Origin of the sequence: Ningiella algicola (genome assembly GCF_028401415.2) — a bacterium.
Classification (GTDB): Bacteria; Pseudomonadota; Gammaproteobacteria; order Enterobacterales; family Alteromonadaceae; genus Glaciecola.
Window position 1 is genome coordinate 2,233,824 of sequence record NZ_CP171821.2, and the last position, 14,371, is coordinate 2,248,194.

The window sequence follows — 14,371 nt, forward strand, 5'->3', positions numbered from 1 at the left end:
GGAAGCTTTAACAAATGACATGCTCGACCTTTCCTGATATCACCACCACGCTTTTGTCTCGCTTTCTCATCATCTTTATTGGTCTGCTTACCGCTGCTTGCTCCTCTAATACCGGTCCCGCTCCGGTTGAAACTTTATCGACTAAAATTGCAAGCACCAATAACTTAACCGAGATATCAGGCGACAGCTATGTCGTTCAAGAGGGCGATACCCTTTTCGCCATCGCATTTTATAGCGGCAATTCCTACCGTGACTTGGCAAAAATCAACGGTTTATCAGCTCCTTATGCGATACAGGTAGGGCAAAAACTCAAATTAAAAGAAGCGCCTGCAATAAAGATCGTGAGCAAAAACATTGATGTAGCTCAAATTGAGCAAAAATCAAACGATAAGAGGCTTGACCCACCAAAGCAGCAGGCGTATGGTGACAGTAGAGAGAAAAATCATCGAAAAAATCAAATTACCAAATCCATTCCGTCGATAAAACCTTATAATACTCGATGGATTTGGCCTGCCACAGGACAGCACAAAGTAGCAACTGTCGGGACTGACGGTAGTAACAGAGGCTTGGACATCAAAGGGCGTCTTGGAAGTAAGATTCTCGCATCGGCAGACGGAAAAGTTGTTTACGCCGGCAACGCATTAAAAGGATATGGAAATCTCGTCATTATTAAACATGACGAAAACTATCTAAGTGCATATGCACACAACGATAGGATATTGGTGGACGAGCAATCGTATGTGACACAAGGACAGCAGATTGCAACGATGGGTCGAACGGGTGCAAGCGAAGTAATGTTGCACTTTGAGATCAGAAAACAAGGTAAGTCACAGGATCCGTTCAACTATCTGCCAACAGATTAAGCTGCCGAGTATTGCCGATGCAATGCTCCAACAAGCGATAAATTCGGTGCTTGCAGCCGCCGATACGCAAAATACACGAGGTGCCTTTTATGGTCACTCACAACTCTGGTTCAAAACCGTCTACAGATATCGACGGCCTTGACTTCGACACAACGGAGTCTGAGCTGGAAGAAAAACTCGAGGCCGAAAAAGCTGGCGAGCAAAAGACGGAAAACCTTACTGCTAAACAGCTTGATGCAACTCAAATATACTTAAATGAGATTGGTTTCTCCCCATTATTAACCGCACAAGAGGAAGTGAAGTTCGCCCGAGAAGCGCTTGCTGGCAGCGTTAGCTCAAGAGAACGCATGATTGTGAGCAATCTTCGTTTAGTGGTTAAAATTGCGCGTCGTTACAACAATCGGGGTTTAGCGCTGCTAGATTTAATTGAAGAAGGCAATTTAGGATTGATTCGTGCGGTCGAAAAATTTGATCCCGAACGAGGTTTTCGCTTTTCAACTTACGCAACGTGGTGGATACGACAAACCATAGAGCGCGCCTTAATGAATCAAACGCGCACCATTCGACTGCCCATTCATATTGTAAAAGAACTTAACCTATACTTGCGCACTGCTCGTAAACTTGCACAAGAGCTTGACCACGAACCGACTGCTGAAGATATCGCGGAAGCGACTGGAGAGCCCATCACCAGTGTGCAACGCATGCTCAAGCTCAACGAGCGTATTAGCTCTGTAGATACACCAGTGGGAGGGGAGGGTGATAAAGCCTTACTTGATCTCATCGCAGACGAAAACGCCACGGGGCCTGAAAACCAACTACAAAACGACAACATCAACAACAGTATCGTGGATTGGCTGGATGTTTTAAGCGCTAAACAAAAAGAAGTATTAGCAAGACGCTTCGGTTTGTTGGGCTATGAAACGGCCACTTTAGAAGAGGTTGGCGTAGAAATAGGACTCACGCGTGAGCGAGTTCGTCAGATACAAGTTGAGGCCTTAAAAAAATTGAAAGAAGTGCTCAAACATGAGGGTCTTAGTATAGAGTCTCTCTTTGGTGAGCAATAAGTTTTTCAGCAAGAACATTAGAGCCTAGCTTATATTTTGAACATGTGTAGAGACCGATAATCGTATTACAGCAGCAGGTTGACTTTTGTTAAGCTGCTTAATTTGAGGATGCTATGTTCAAAGTTGCCCGGTTAATTATCTCATCGCTAGTGGCCTTTGTGTTCTACGCATCTTGGGCATACTATGCGAATAGTTTAGTAACTGACCAGCCTGCGATATTATACAAAGCTGCGCTGGTTCAAGGCAGCTACAGCGCACTCATTACGTTTATCTTTACCTATCTTATTGAACATTTTCACTCTAAGTATGCAGCAAATGGGTTTTGCCTTTGCTTTATTATGCCGCGATGGTCCACTGATTCACCTGATGATCCGTGCAAAACAAAGCGCACTATGCAAGATGCAGTTAGAGCGATTAATAAACGCTGTCAGGGAGCTCACATTCCAGGGATGTTGCTAGCTCCATTGCCTGCTTTAGCAATACAAACTGTTCTGGTTACGCTAGTTAATGTGGTGTTTGCTACGCCCAATTTATTTCTAACCGTTGCTCCCTCCATTCTGTTTAGCGCGCTCTACGGGTACAGTTATAGTATTGGATTATCAAAGGCTCAAAAGCACACAGAAACGACTGCCGACAACCTAGATATGTAAGCCAAGCTAGGCATCACGTATCAGGCTTACAAAGTCATAATCGTATGCGTTTTTATCGTCTTTTTTATGCGATTCCCTTTGGATTTCACGCCAAGCGCCAACTTGTTCATAATCAGGGAATTGGGTATCTCCGTCAGTCGTAAGATGAATGAATGTCAGATATAAATGGCTAGCCATCGGTAAGAAGGCTTCATAAATCGTGGCGCCACCAATAATCATCACCTCGTCTGAAGTTTGCTTGGCAAGCGCTAGCGCCGCTTCACAGTCTTTCACGAGTTCTGCGTCAGTTAATGTGTAATCAGGTTGGCGGCTGACGACGATGTTGACCCTTCCGGGCAGGGCTTTGCCAATGGATTCATAGGTTTTACGCCCCATGATCACCGGTTTTCCAAGCGTTACCGCCTTAAAGTGACGCAGATCCGCAGGCAAATGCCACGGCATTTGATTATCTTTACCAATGACTCGATTGTTTGCCATCGCAGCAATTAATGAAATCTTCACCTTACAAATAGTCCTTAAATACATGGTAATCCGAGGCTTTGGCGCACATATCTACGTGTGGTATGCCGTCCTCAAGATAAGAATCTGAAACTTCCTTAAAGCCATAGCCTTGGTATAACTTTCTTAAATGGCTTTGCGCACCGATAGTAATCGCTTGTTCAGGCCACAGCTGCGCGCAATGCTGTATTGCTAAGGCTATGACTTTTTTACCAATACCTTTACCACGTGCACCGCTTGACGTAAGGATTCTTCCTATACTTGGCGTATCGTAACTCAAGCCTGCAGGCAACAGTCGGGCATAGCCAATCAAGGCATCATGCTCGTAAACTAATAAATGATGAACACCGCTTTTGATATCTTTATTGTCAATGTCTTGATAGATGCAAGTCTGCTCTACCACAAACACTTCACTTCGAAGCCGTAGCAGTTGATAAAGCTGTATTGTCGATAGTGAGTCGAAACTCAGGCATTGAATTTGAATACCCAGCACTCCGCAGTGAAAATGTTGGGTATATGGTAACGCAAGATGACGCCTTCATTCTATTGTATCTGCTCGCTTGCGGCTTCCAGCTCACTATTAAGGCGCTTGGCCTCATCCGCTTTTGGCTTGCTAAAGCGAGCAAATGCACTATACAGCACTGGTGTCAAAAACAAAGTAAACACCACCGCGAGTCCTAAGCCACCAAATACAACCCAGCCAATAGCATTGCGCGCTTCAGCGCCAGCGCCAGTTGATAGTATGAGAGGCAATCCGCCTAAAATGGTCGACACCAATGTCATCATTATGGGTCGCAATCGCACCTTGCCTGCCTCGATGATCGCTTCGTTGACTTCCATGCCCTTGTCGCGCATCTGATTGGCGAATTCTACTAATAAAATAGAGTTTTTCGCCAGCAATCCTATTAACATCACCAAACCAATTTGAGAGTAAATATTGACTGACGTGCCGGTAAAATAAAGCGCATAAATAGCAGCTGCAATTCCAAAGGGTACCGTTAACATCACTACAAAAGCACTATTAAAGCTTTCAAACTGTGCAGCCAAAACGAGCAACACGATTAAAAAAGCGAGAACGTATGTAAGCATCACTTGCTGATTCGTTTCCTGATAAGTCTGCGCCTCACCGAGGAACACTACGCCGATGCCGTTGGGAAGTGTTTCATTGGCAAGACTTCGAATTTCGTTGACCGCGCGTTCAATACTGACTTCGTCTGGCAGCGACATTTCCAACTCAATGGCACGTCTTTGAGCGTGACGCTCTAACTCAGCCGCGATGCCCTCTTCCGTCACAAAGGCAACGCTTGATAAAGGCACTAAATTGCCATTGTTAGAACTGACATATAGATTAAGAATATTCGCAGGGTCAAAGTTACTTCTATCACCCGCTTGCAGAATGATGGGCACTGCTTGGTCACCCACATTTAAATCAACAATATCATCCCCGTTTATCGCTGCGCGCAGTGTGCGAGACACATCCTCAAAAGCCACACCCAACTCTTCTGCACGGCGCCTATCGATATTCACGCGAAGTTGAGGCTGTGTTGGCTGATAGGAGATTCTTACTCTGCCTAATTCTGGAAGGCGATCTTCAATGGCTTTCGAAAAATCTAAAGCCGCTTGATAAATCTCAAGATAGTTGTCGCCTGTTAACGCCATCTCAAAGCCGCCACCAAAGCCTCGCAAATTCAAACTGTTGCCGCCAAAAGCCCGCCCCGGCGCTCCGGCAACTTGAGACAGCATCGGTCGCAATTCAGCTATAATTTCCTGTTGAGAGCGGTCTCGGTCTTCCCAATTAGCTAATGGAACGGTGATGAATAAAATATTTGGATCCCACCGACCAACAACGGTATAAATCGAATCAATCTCACCTTGTTCTATACTCGGAAGCAGCAACTCTTCTGTTTTGAGCGCTTGACGATCCATAAAGTTGATGCCGGTTCCGTCAGGGCCTCTAGCAAACACACGAATAACGCCTCTATCTTCCGCCGGCAATAGCTCATTCTCTAAATCTTGATACACGACGTACGCGCCTCCCCCAATGAGGATGCACACACCTACCACTAACAATGAATACTTCAGAACAAATTGTAGGGCTCGTGCGTACGCATCCGAGCATCTTTGGCCAAAGCGTTGGAGCAAATTAGGCCGCTTTTGCGTCTGGACATCAATAGCGGGAATCTTTGCCGTGAGCGCTGGCACTAGCGATAGCGCTACGAAAGAGGAGATAATGACGCTACCGGCAAGAATGCCACCAAACTCTCTAAATAATCTGCCCGCAGTAGAAGGAAGAAATGCAATTGGCACAAATACCGCGACTAACACGGCAGTTGTCGCGACCACGGCAAAGAACACCTCACGAGTACCTATCACCGCTGCCGCGCGCGCACCCATTCCTGATGCCCTGCGCCGTTGAATATTTTCCGACACCACAATTGCATCATCCACAATTAGACCGGTGGCAAGTACAAGTGCCAATAGGGTCAGAATGTTGATTGAGAAACCAAGCGCCCAGAGGATAGCAAGAGAACCAATCAGAGAGACAGGGATAGCTAGCGCAGGTATAAGGGTAGCTCGAAACTTGCCAATGAATACCAGCAAGGTGATGATGACCAACGCGATGGTAAAAACCAGTGACTGCAGTACTTCGTTTACTGAATCTCGAATAAATTCAGCGTCGTCAGACGTCACCGTCATATTTAAATCTGGGAATCGCTCGCGCAGGCTCTCAAGCATAAATAAGACTTCATCAGAAATTTCAATAGTGTTTGATCGCGCTTGACGAATCACGCCCAATCCAATCACAGGCGTACCGTCGAGTCGAACGATACTGCGCAAATCCGCTGGCCCAAAATATACATTTGCCACATCGCCTACTTTGATATCACCTGATACAACGATGTCTCTGACGTCTTGCTCAGAAATAGAGGTGGCGTCAGCTCTGACAATCAACTGCTGATCGGAACTTCTAATGCTCCCGGCAGGGACATCAAATGGGGCGGTGCTAAGGGCTGCGGCAACATCAGAAATGGAGAGTTGAAAGCTTGTCAGTCGTAAATTGTCGACGTTAACTCTGAGCACCCTTTGACGGTCTCCATCCAATCGCACATCAGCCACACCGGGAATGTTTAAAAACAGAGGGGCTAAGTCGGTCTCGACAATATCGGTCAGGGTTTCAAGGTCGAATTTGTCACTTGAAACGGCAATATTGACCACAGCCTGAGCGTCATTATCCGCTTTAACAATTGCAAGCTGTTCTACTTCTTCAGGCAGACGCCTTTGGATTCGGGAAACGGATTCGCGGGTTTCATTAGCAGCATCTTCGATATTAGTACCTGGTCGAAACTCAACGCGAATGCGGCTGTTGCCCTCTTCAGATTGTGCGCGTATTGCTTTGACCGAACTGACTCGTGCCACTGCACCTTCTAAGCGGCTGGTAACTTCAGCGTCAACGGTTTCTGGTGCGGCTCCCGGGTAATTAGCAGACACGGTGATAATGGGCCTGTCGACATCTGGAAGCTCTCTCACTTCCAATCCATAAATAGCAGCGAAACCTGCAATTACGATGAGCAGGTTTAAGACCAGTATGAGTACTGGGCGTCGAATCGAGGTTGAAGGTAAATCATCTTTGAACAAGCTATTGTTGAACATTAGCTTGTTACCTCACCTTCTGACTGCTTCTGACTAAAACGGCGTTCATTGGTGCCAAGAGCGTCTTTATTTTGAATATCGAGGGCTTGTCCATTACGCAAGCCTTGAATGCCTTCAATGATAAGGGTTTCGCCATCTTGTAGCTTTCCTGAAACAAGTATTCTACCGCGCAAGCGTTGCTCAACTTGGACATCTACGCGCTTGGCAGTCGCCTGCTCAGACAACCATACATAGGCGCCACTTGCTCCCCACGAAAGCGCTGCTTCGGGAATAGCAACAAATCGTTCACCTTGGACATTGAGTGATACTCTAAAACTCATTCCTGGACGGTACAAATCTTCGCTATTGTCTAATAAAGCTCTAGCTCTTATGGTCCGATCGTCTGTGCTAACGCGTGAATCGAGTTCGCCGATTTGAGCGCTCAAACTTAAAGAACGGTCTGTCCAAGGTTGTAGCTCGACGTTGGGTTTTTGCATGAGGTAAGAGACCGCTAGCTCAGGGGCAACAAAATTGACGAAAAGTGAGCGTCGGTCGTCTAAAGTCGTAATCTCGGTTTGAGGGGTAACGCGATCACCCACTTCAATATCGGTTAAGCCAACCACGCCATCAAAAGGGGCTCGAATCAGCCTGTTTTCTTTTGTCTCTTGAGATTCTTTTAGGGTAACTTGTGCAAGACGAACGACTGTTTTTGCATCATCTAATTCTCTCTCAGTAACCGCGCCTCGAGCCAGGCTTGACTCTACTCGGCTTAAATTGCGTTTTGCATCTTCAAGCTGTATCCGGGCTCGCTCTATTGCTACGTCTTGCAAGCGCGTATCTAAGGCAACTAGAACCTCGCCTTTTTTCACACTATCACCGGGAAGAAAGTTTACCTCAGTGACTTCATCTGACTCACCTGCAAAAAGGGTTACGGAACGTACCGCTTGCGCGGTGCCAACCGCTTCAATATTGCTTGTTTCATATTCAAAGCTTAGCGGCTCAACAACGACTAGCTTTGGGCTGTCAGAACCGCGGTATTGAGCATGTGAAGAGGGACTTGTTGTAAGCACAAAAATTGCAGTGCTAAAGCATGTGATCAATAGTATTGTTTTAGAAGCAAGCGAGAACATAAAATTTAGATTACCCTGCACTACAGGTGCATTCGAAGAAACACAGTAGTAAGAACGACATATAAGTTTAATCGATCACATTTAAGCATGTAATTTAGTCAACATTACTTAAATTTAAGGATAGCTTATCCGGTGTATATTGATAGTGTAGTGTTTATTACGACCGCATTTACTCTTTTGTATAGATGACGTTAGGATGGTCGTCGTCTTCATCATCGTCTTCGTCGTCTTCTGCTAGCGCATTGACTGCAGCTATCGTCTCTTGGTGATACGTATCCCATTTAAAATCAGGTTCTTCATCCTCTTGAGGTAGAACAGTTTCGGGCCCAAGCGACTCTAAGTACTGCATGATATCTTGACAAAGCTCGTTCACGCCTAGCTTATGAAAGGCAGAGATTTGATAATAGTCTTCTTCCCAACCCATTTGACCTGCAATCTCACTGCATAACTGCTGCGCATCTTCCTCAAGCATCAAGTCGACTTTGTTAAACACCAGCCAGCGCGGTTTTGAGGCAAGCTTAGGGCTATAAGTTTCTAATTCATTGATGATAGTTAATGCATTTTCTACTGGGTCTGAACCATCCGCCGGCATAATATCTACCAGGTGCAGCAATACGCGACAGCGCTCGAGGTGTTTGAGAAACTGTATTCCTAATCCTGCGCCATCAGATGCGCCTTCTATCAATCCTGGAACATCTGCAATCACGAAACTGGCTTGGGAGTCCAGACGAACGACGCCAAGATTAGGCACTAAGGTGGTGAATGGATAATCTGCAACTTTTGGTTTTGCCGCAGAAACTGAGCGGATAAAAGTGGATTTACCTGCATTGGGCAAACCAAGCAAACCAACATCAGCCAATAACATAAGTTCTAGCGTGAGCGTGCGAATTTCGCCGGGTGTGCCATTGGACTTTTGTCGTGGCGCTCGGTTGGTACTGGTTTTAAAACGAGCATTGCCTAAACCGTGGAAACCACCTTGAGCGACTTTTAATCGTTGCCCGTGTGCAGTTAAATCACCCAGGACTTCAAGGGTTTCTTTATCTGTTGCGCGTGTACCCACCGGAACCTTAAGGATAAGATCCTCACCTTTTCGCCCTGTGCAATTGCTTCCCTGACCATTCTGTCCGCGCTGGGCACGATGAAAGCGTTCGAAGCGATAATCAATTAGCGTATTAAGATTCTCGTCAGCCTCAAGAAATACGCTGCCGCCATCCCCACCATCGCCGCCATCTGGGCCGCCTTTGGGAATGTACTTCTCACGACGAAAGCCAACCACGCCATTACCACCGTCGCCCGCTTCTACTCGTATTTCTGCTTCATCTACAAATTTCATCTGATCACTCTTGTCAAGCATCTACTCTATGAAGTGAGAGATACTCTTTTTTAGTTCGCTCCAAATTCGAGTATGAAGGGAGAAGGAGGGGGCACATTTTAAAAGGCGCTTTTCGCCGTCCTGGCCGCTCAGCACAGGCCGTCCTTGGCCTGTGATGCTTTTAAAATGTGCCCCCTCCTTCTCCCTTCATACTCGAATTTGGATTGTTTTAGTTATTTTCTCTTTTGCATAACAGCTTCATGACATTAAGTATAACAAATTCTATTTCAAGGGTCGCAGCTGTAGGGTTCACAAGGCCACTGAATAAATTCTACCCATTCTAAATAAGCTGAATCCTGTTTAAGAAACGGCGCTCAGTACCGCTAGAATTGTGAGCGTGTAGGCTTAAAAAAGCACATTTGCCAATATCAACCTACATTTTTTTCGCGGGTCTAAACGTACTTGAGAGTCCCATTCACAAAGTCTCCAAAACCATGGACGGTTTTGGCGAAGCGGCCAAGGATGGCGCACAGCAACTTTGTGAATGGGACTCTCAAGTACGTTTAGACCCGCGAAAAAAAACCCCGCGTAAGCGGGGTCTTTCAAACAGTCAATACGGACTATTCAGCAACGATGCTCACATATTTGCGATTCTTAGGACCTTTTGTTTCAAATTGAACCTTGCCGTCAGATAATGCAAATAATGTATGGTCTTTACCGATACCCATGTTGTCACCGGCGTGAAACTTAGTGCCGCGTTGACGAACAATGATGTTACCTGCTAACACAGATTGGCCACCAAATCTTTTAACGCCTAGACGCTTAGATATTGAATCGCGACCGTTTTTAGTACTACCACCAGCCTTTTTATGTGCCATGTGTTCGTCTCCTACTTATGCCTGAATACCAGTGATTTTCACTTCTGTGAACCACTGACGATGTCCCATCTGTGAGCGAGAATGCTTACGACGACGGAACTTCACAATTTTAATTTTTTCACCACGGCCATGCGTCACAACTTCTGCTGTTACTTTGCCACCACTAACGTATGGTGTGCCAATTTTAATGTCATCACCATTGCTGACCATCAAGATGTTGTCGAACTCTACCGCTTCACCTGGGGCGACTTCGATTTTTTCAAGACGAACGGTTTGGCCTTCGGCCACACGGTGTTGTTTACCACCACTTTGGAAAACCGCGTACATAATTCTCTCCGCTGAAGCGCTCATACGCGCTCAATTCAAAAAACAGGGCGCGAATTGTACGTAAAGTTTCGTCCTGTGACAAGCACTATATAGGCGCAAAATGCAATTATTTTTCGTTTATTGAGCGTATTTTACAATAATATAGATGGTAGACGCTTTATGCTTAAAATTAAAACCTTAAATTATTGTTAAACTGCGGTGGTGGCGCTGGCGGAAGAATTTGATAAATGTCACAATACTCTCATATTCAAGGGCTTGCATTACATTAAGTAACTTAAGTTAAGCAACTCAAGTTCACAACAGGCGTAAATACTTTTAGTAACCGCAACTTATAGGTGTAGATTGGATTTAGACAGCATCCTCCAACTTTCCGATAGCGATATGACGGCCGTCAATAGGCTTATACAAGACCAGCTTAGCTCAGACGTCGCGCTCATCAATCAGTTAAGTTTTTATATTGTAAATAGCGGTGGCAAGCGCTTGAGACCGCTTCTCACCGTTTTAAGTGCTCGTGCCTTAAACATTCAGAGCGAAGAGCATCACACGCTCGCGGCTATTATTGAATTTATTCACACCGCGACTTTGCTCCATGATGACGTAGTGGACGAATCGACCATGCGCAGAGGGCGTGAGACAGCGAACGAATTATTTGGCAATCAGGCCAGTGTGCTGGTGGGTGATTTTTTATATTCAAGAGCCTTTCAGATGATGGTAGGGCTAAAACGCATGCGCGTGATGGATATTCTATCAGACGCGACCAATCGGATTGCACAGGGCGAAGTGATGCAGTTGATGAACTGCAACGACCCCACCACTACCGAAGAAAGTTATCTAGAGGTAATTTACAGCAAAACAGCGAGGCTGTTTGAGGCAGCCACGCAACTGGCGGCCGTCATTACCGATCAGCGGAACGAGATTGAGGTCGCTATGCAGCAATATGGAAAACACCTCGGGACCGCGTTTCAGCTCATAGATGACGTGCTCGACTATACCGCCTCAAGCAATGAAATGGGCAAGCAAGCAGGTGACGATTTGGCCGAAGGTAAACCAACACTGCCCTTGCTTCACGCCATGTGGAATGCTGACCAAAAGAATGCAGCGCTAATTAAAGGAGCAATTGAAAACGCCAACGGACTAGCGCACTTCGAGCAAATTTTGGCGCTAATGCATACGACTGGCTCAATTGAGTATACAAAAGATTTAGCAGAACAAGAATCCTGGAAGGCGAAAGAGGCACTTTCGATTTTACCTGAGAGTCACCATAAATCAGCTTTGCTCGCGCTTGCCGACATTGCTATCAACAGAGACAGTTAATTTTCTGATTCACCAGTGTCTGCTGATAGCATGCCCACTTCAAGCAATGGCGATGCATCAATGTGTTCTGCGTCCATCATACTTGCTATGCGTTGCATTGTGGCAACCATCTGACTTTGCTCCCACTCCTGCAATTTTGAGAATCGATTTATAAAGTGCTCCTGCAATGGTAAAGGCGCATTGAGCATCATCTCTTGCCCAAGTTCGGTCAAAAATACGCTTACTCGGCGCTTGTCTTCGGTACTTCTGACTCTCTGAACTAAGTTTTTACTCTCCAATCTGTCTAAAATGCTCGTTACGGTCGCAGGACTAAGATTAATGTGTTGAGCAATATCGCGCACAATTAAACCCGGCGTCTTACCGATATCTTGCATTACCATTAATTGAGGACCCGTTAAGCCGGCTTCTTTACTCAATTGACGCGAGCGTAAGTCAATTGCGCGAATAACTTTTCGAAGGGCTATAAGCAACTCTTCATCTTTTTGCATGACAGTTACTCCTTACTTTAAACTTACCTTCCGCTTCACACGGAAAACTACCGTAACAAATGCAGGAAATGCTGATGCTTTTGATATTGGTCTATTACGTCATTAATGACGGCTTCTTTTGACCAACTCATAATGTCATAGTCTTGCCCACCCTCTCGTAAGTGCACTTCTGCTCGGCTGTAGCTTTGTTCGTCATCATTTATTTGTGAGCCGAAATCTGGCTGTTGATAGCGGCGACGTTTAACAGCATAAACAAAGTCTTGTTCTTCGCCATGCTTTACGACGAGCGCGATAGAATCATCATCTTTTTTAACGCTCGATTCAATCCCAAGCTTTTCAAATTCTTGCCGTACACTTTCAAAAGCTTCACCAACAATGGATTTTATGTACTTTTGCACAGCCGATTTATTTGGGAAATCAATAATCGTTTGCAAACGCGCTTGCCATGCTTTTGACTCCGAAACTGGATGAGTGGGAGCTATATTGATTAACAACGACTCACGCTTAAATTCATCTACCCTAAGCGCTTTGATTAAGCCCAATAGCGCTAGCAAAATAATAATAGCGAAAGGGAGTGCAGCTGCAATTGTCATTGTTTGCAATGCATTTAAACCGCCCGCGGCGAGAAGAATAGCCGCCACAACACCCACACCCAGCGCCCAATATATTCTCTGCCATACCGGCGTATCATTTTTGCCATGAGAGCAAAGCATATCCACCACCATGGCGCCTGAGTCACAGGAGGTCACAAAAAATATCACGACCATCAAAATCGCAATACCCGATAAAATTTCAGTCATTGGGAAGTATTCTAAGAACAAGAACAATGCCGCAGAGCTGTCTTGATTGACCATGTCTGACAGGCCGCTTTGACCGCCATTGGCGATAAATTCAATAGCAGAATTTCCAAAAACAGTCATCCACAATAAAGTAAAAGCTGTTGGAATCAGCAGTACACCCAATACAAACTCACGAATGGTGCGACCACGAGATATTCTTGCAATGAACAGCCCTACAAACGGCGCCCAGGCAATCCACCATCCCCAGTAAAATATTGTCCAGCCGCCTATCCAGTCAGTGGGCTCATACGTAAATAAATTGAAGGTATTGCGAACAATATCAGATAAATACGCGCCGGTATTTTGAAGGTAGGCTTTAAGAAGGAATACCGTCGGGCCTGATATCAATACGAAGGCCAAAAGTGCGATGGCTAAAATCATATTGGCTTCAGATAAGCGTCGAATCCCTTTATCTAAACCAGATACAACCGATACAATAGCAATGGCAATAATGCCGCCCATCAATAGTATTTGATTAAAAGAACTAACCTCTACCCCACTTAGATAATGCAGTCCGCTGTTAATTTGTGCTGCACCTAAACCCAAGGATGTTGCAACGCCAAATATGGTGCTTATTACCGCAAAAGTATCTACTGTGTGTCCTGTCCAGCCATAAATTTTATCGCCGATAAGTGGGTATAAAGAGGAACGCAAGGTGAGCGGTAAATTGTGTCTAAACGCAAAGTAGGCGAGAACAAGCGCAACGACCGCGTATATTGCCCATGCATGAAAGCCCCAATGAAAGAAGGTTGTTTTCATGGCTTCTCTTACTGCCTCAACAGATTGAGCATCTGCACTTGGTGGCGCCAAATAATGCATCACTGGTTCTGCAACGCCAAAAAACATCAAACCGATACCCATTCCTGCGGCAAAAAGCATAGACAACCATGTGGCAAGGCTATAGTCGGGTTTAGAATGATCTGGGCCAAGCACGATCTTCCCATAGCGAGAAATACCAAGGTACAGCACGCTGATTAAAATAATTGCGACACTCAGCACGTAGAACCAACTGCCATTATCAACAATGCTTGCTTGGGTGCTTTTAAACACCGAATCAGCCGCATCAGGGCTAATAACTGCGAACATGAGTAGTACGGAAATAAGCACCGATGCGGGTACAAATACGCGTTTATTTAAAGGAGAAAATTCACTGTTTTGCTGCAAGTATAGTTACCTAAAAAGCCAAGAAATGACACAAGAAAGCATGGAATGCTAGGGTAGCGCAGATGATAAGTAAATACTAATAGCTCGCATTCAAATATATTGAAGTCAATGTAAATTTATATCTATAAATAGTCGTTTTAACCGAAATTAAAGCAAAAATACAGGAGAATAATAATTTGAATTCAAGCTAATTTGCTTGTTGTGTTGATACTGG

General features: G+C 45.3%; 13 protein-coding genes. 4 read left to right on the plus strand and 9 right to left on the minus strand.

The window, feature by feature from the left end; translation table 11 throughout:
• Positions 1 to 14: 14 nt before the first annotated feature.
• The 3 genes from PN836_RS09700 to PN836_RS09710 all read left to right on the plus strand — a co-directional run bounded on the left by PN836_RS09700 (position 15) and on the right by PN836_RS09710 (position 2,577).
• Positions 15 to 863: a peptidoglycan DD-metalloendopeptidase family protein gene (locus PN836_RS09700; protein ID WP_395345161.1), complete on the plus strand. Its 849-nt coding sequence runs from the start codon at positions 15 to 17 to the stop codon at positions 861 to 863.
• Between the two features lie 89 nt (positions 864 to 952).
• Positions 953 to 1,927 carry an RNA polymerase sigma factor RpoS gene (gene rpoS / locus PN836_RS09705; RefSeq protein WP_395345163.1) on the plus strand — a complete coding sequence of 325 codons (975 nt, stop codon included), beginning with the start codon at positions 953 to 955 and terminating at the stop codon, positions 1,925 to 1,927.
• 113 nt (positions 1,928 to 2,040) lie between these two features.
• Positions 2,041 to 2,577 (plus strand): hypothetical protein, encoded by a 537-nt coding sequence (locus PN836_RS09710; RefSeq protein ID WP_395345165.1) that lies wholly within the window; start codon positions 2,041 to 2,043, stop codon positions 2,575 to 2,577.
• Between the two features lie 6 nt (positions 2,578 to 2,583).
• Here PN836_RS09710 and folA read toward each other — a convergent pair whose 3' ends face one another.
• From folA to rplU, 7 genes are all read right to left on the minus strand, one after another.
• Positions 2,584 to 3,078 carry a type 3 dihydrofolate reductase gene (folA, locus tag PN836_RS09715; protein WP_395345166.1) on the minus strand — a complete coding sequence of 165 codons (495 nt, stop codon included), beginning with the start codon at positions 3,076 to 3,078 and terminating at the stop codon, positions 2,584 to 2,586.
• 1 nt (position 3,079) lies between these two features.
• On the minus strand, positions 3,080 to 3,478 hold the full coding sequence (locus PN836_RS09720; RefSeq protein WP_395345168.1) for a GNAT family N-acetyltransferase: 399 nt from the start codon (positions 3,476 to 3,478) through the stop codon (positions 3,080 to 3,082).
• A 140-nt stretch (positions 3,479 to 3,618) separates the two neighbouring features.
• Positions 3,619 to 6,726: an efflux RND transporter permease subunit gene (locus PN836_RS09725; protein ID WP_395345170.1), complete on the minus strand. Its 3,108-nt coding sequence runs from the start codon at positions 6,724 to 6,726 to the stop codon at positions 3,619 to 3,621.
• Complete coding sequence (locus PN836_RS09730) at positions 6,726 to 7,835, minus strand: efflux RND transporter periplasmic adaptor subunit (RefSeq protein WP_395345586.1); 1,110 nt, start codon at positions 7,833 to 7,835, stop codon at positions 6,726 to 6,728. The genes PN836_RS09725 and PN836_RS09730 overlap by 1 nt, the downstream gene beginning before the upstream one ends.
• Before the next feature lie 169 nt (positions 7,836 to 8,004).
• Entirely contained in the window at positions 8,005 to 9,168 is a 1,164-nt protein-coding gene (gene cgtA, locus PN836_RS09735) for an Obg family GTPase CgtA (protein ID WP_395345171.1), read from the minus strand.
• Positions 9,169 to 9,767: 599 nt separating this feature from the next.
• Positions 9,768 to 10,025 carry a 50S ribosomal protein L27 gene (rpmA, locus tag PN836_RS09740; protein ID WP_395345173.1) on the minus strand — a complete coding sequence of 86 codons (258 nt, stop codon included), beginning with the start codon at positions 10,023 to 10,025 and terminating at the stop codon, positions 9,768 to 9,770.
• A 15-nt stretch (positions 10,026 to 10,040) separates the two neighbouring features.
• Positions 10,041 to 10,352 (minus strand): 50S ribosomal protein L21, encoded by a 312-nt coding sequence (gene rplU, locus PN836_RS09745; RefSeq protein WP_395345589.1) that lies wholly within the window; start codon positions 10,350 to 10,352, stop codon positions 10,041 to 10,043.
• A gap of 342 nt (positions 10,353 to 10,694) precedes the next feature.
• Between rplU and ispB the strand changes: the two genes are divergently transcribed.
• Positions 10,695 to 11,666, plus strand: a complete 972-nt coding sequence (gene ispB, locus PN836_RS09750) for an octaprenyl diphosphate synthase (RefSeq protein WP_395345175.1) — start codon at positions 10,695 to 10,697, stop codon at positions 11,664 to 11,666.
• Here ispB and PN836_RS09755 read toward each other — a convergent pair.
• Entirely contained in the window at positions 11,663 to 12,154 is a 492-nt protein-coding gene (locus tag PN836_RS09755; protein ID WP_395345176.1) for a MarR family winged helix-turn-helix transcriptional regulator, read from the minus strand. The genes ispB and PN836_RS09755 overlap by 4 nt on opposite strands.
• 47 nt (positions 12,155 to 12,201) lie before the next feature.
• Positions 12,202 to 14,157 carry a BCCT family transporter gene (locus PN836_RS09760; protein ID WP_395345178.1) on the minus strand — a complete coding sequence of 652 codons (1,956 nt, stop codon included), beginning with the start codon at positions 14,155 to 14,157 and terminating at the stop codon, positions 12,202 to 12,204.
• Positions 14,158 to 14,371: the final 214 nt, after the last annotated feature.

What these genes read in the sequence shown, in the direction of transcription:
- PN836_RS09730 (WP_395345586.1), bottom strand. Translation starts at nt 7,835, where the DNA reads ATGTTCTCGCTTGCTTCTAAAACAATACTATTGATCACATGCTTTAGC.
- PN836_RS09710 (WP_395345165.1), top strand. Translation starts at nt 2,041, where the DNA reads ATGTTCAAAGTTGCCCGGTTAATTATCTCATCGCTAGTGGCCTTTGTG.
- PN836_RS09700 (WP_395345161.1), top strand. Translation starts at nt 15, where the DNA reads ATGACATGCTCGACCTTTCCTGATATCACCACCACGCTTTTGTCTCGC.
- PN836_RS09755 (WP_395345176.1), bottom strand. Translation starts at nt 12,154, where the DNA reads ATGCAAAAAGATGAAGAGTTGCTTATAGCCCTTCGAAAAGTTATTCGC.
- rpoS (WP_395345163.1), top strand. Translation starts at nt 953, where the DNA reads ATGGTCACTCACAACTCTGGTTCAAAACCGTCTACAGATATCGACGGC.
- PN836_RS09725 (WP_395345170.1), bottom strand. Translation starts at nt 6,726, where the DNA reads ATGTTCAACAATAGCTTGTTCAAAGATGATTTACCTTCAACCTCGATT.
- cgtA (WP_395345171.1), bottom strand. Translation starts at nt 9,168, where the DNA reads ATGAAATTTGTAGATGAAGCAGAAATACGAGTAGAAGCGGGCGACGGT.
- rpmA (WP_395345173.1), bottom strand. Translation starts at nt 10,025, where the DNA reads ATGGCACATAAAAAGGCTGGTGGTAGTACTAAAAACGGTCGCGATTCA.
- rplU (WP_395345589.1), bottom strand. Translation starts at nt 10,352, where the DNA reads ATGTACGCGGTTTTCCAAAGTGGTGGTAAACAACACCGTGTGGCCGAA.